The organism is Rhizobacter sp. P3_B12 (assembly GCF_056402895.1).
On the sequence record NZ_JBFUGN010001504.1, the window covers coordinates 1 to 968 of the forward strand.

Consider the following 968-nt stretch of genomic DNA (forward strand, 5'->3'; position numbering starts at 1 on the left):
TTCAGGAACCGCGGCGAGCTCGCCATCCTCGTCGAAGTCGACAAGCGGCTCTTCAACCAGTACGCCGTGATGCTGGTCAACCAGGCCCGGCATCCGCAGGTCAAGAAGGAGCTCGGGCAGCGCTTCGTCGACTGGCTGGTCTCGCCGGCGGGCCAGGCCGCCATCGGCAGCTACCAGATCGAGGGCCAGCCGCTCTTCTTCCCGAATGCGGACTGACCGGATGCGAACTGACGCCGCGGGCGGATGAGCACCTTCGCCGACAGCTGGCGGCTCGCGTGGACCTTGATCGTCGGCGGCGACGCCGAGCTGTGGCGCATCGCGATGCTCTCGCTGCAGGTGAGCGGCATCGCGGTGGGGGTCGGGTCGGTGGCGGGCCTGCTGCTCGGCGCCTGGCTGGCCGTCGCGCGTTTCCCCGGCCACGGCGTGTTCGTCTGGGCGGTCAACACCTTGCTCGCGCTGCCCGCCGTGGTCGTGGGGCTGCTGGTCTACCTGCTGCTGTCGCGGGCGGGGCCGCTCGGGCCGTGGGGGCTGCTGTTCACGCCGACGGCCATGGTGGTGGCGCAGAGCGTGCTCGTGACGCCGTTGATCGCCGCGCTGTCGCGCCGGCTGGTGCTGGTGGCACTCGATGAAGGCGGCGACCAGCTGCGCTCGCTCGGGGCGGGGCCGCTCGCCTGCGCGCTGCTGATGCTGGTGCACGAGCGGCTGGGCGTCGCGACGGTGCTGCTGACCGCGTTCGGCCGCGCGGTCGCGGAAGTCGGCGCGGTGATGATCGTCGGCGGCAACGTCGCCGGCGTCACGCGCGTGATGACCACCGCGATCGCGCTCGAGACCAGCAAGGGCGACCTCGCGCTGGCGCTCGGCCTGGGCCTGGTGCTGCTGGGCATCGTGGGCGTGGTCAATGGCGTGATCATGCTGCTGCAGTGGTGGGGCGCGCGCACGCGGGCGCTGCCCGCGGTGCCACCGTTGCG

General features: G+C 72.0%; 1 protein-coding gene and 1 pseudogene. Both read left to right on the forward strand.

The window, feature by feature from the left end; translation table 11 throughout:
• Positions 1-216: pseudogene (locus AC1D01_RS36465) on the forward strand (tungsten ABC transporter substrate-binding protein); the annotation flags it as partial.
• A 27-nt stretch (positions 217-243) separates the two neighbouring features.
• On the forward strand, positions 244-968 hold a 725-nt coding region (locus tag AC1D01_RS36470), incomplete at its 3' end, for an ABC transporter permease (RefSeq protein WP_477874657.1).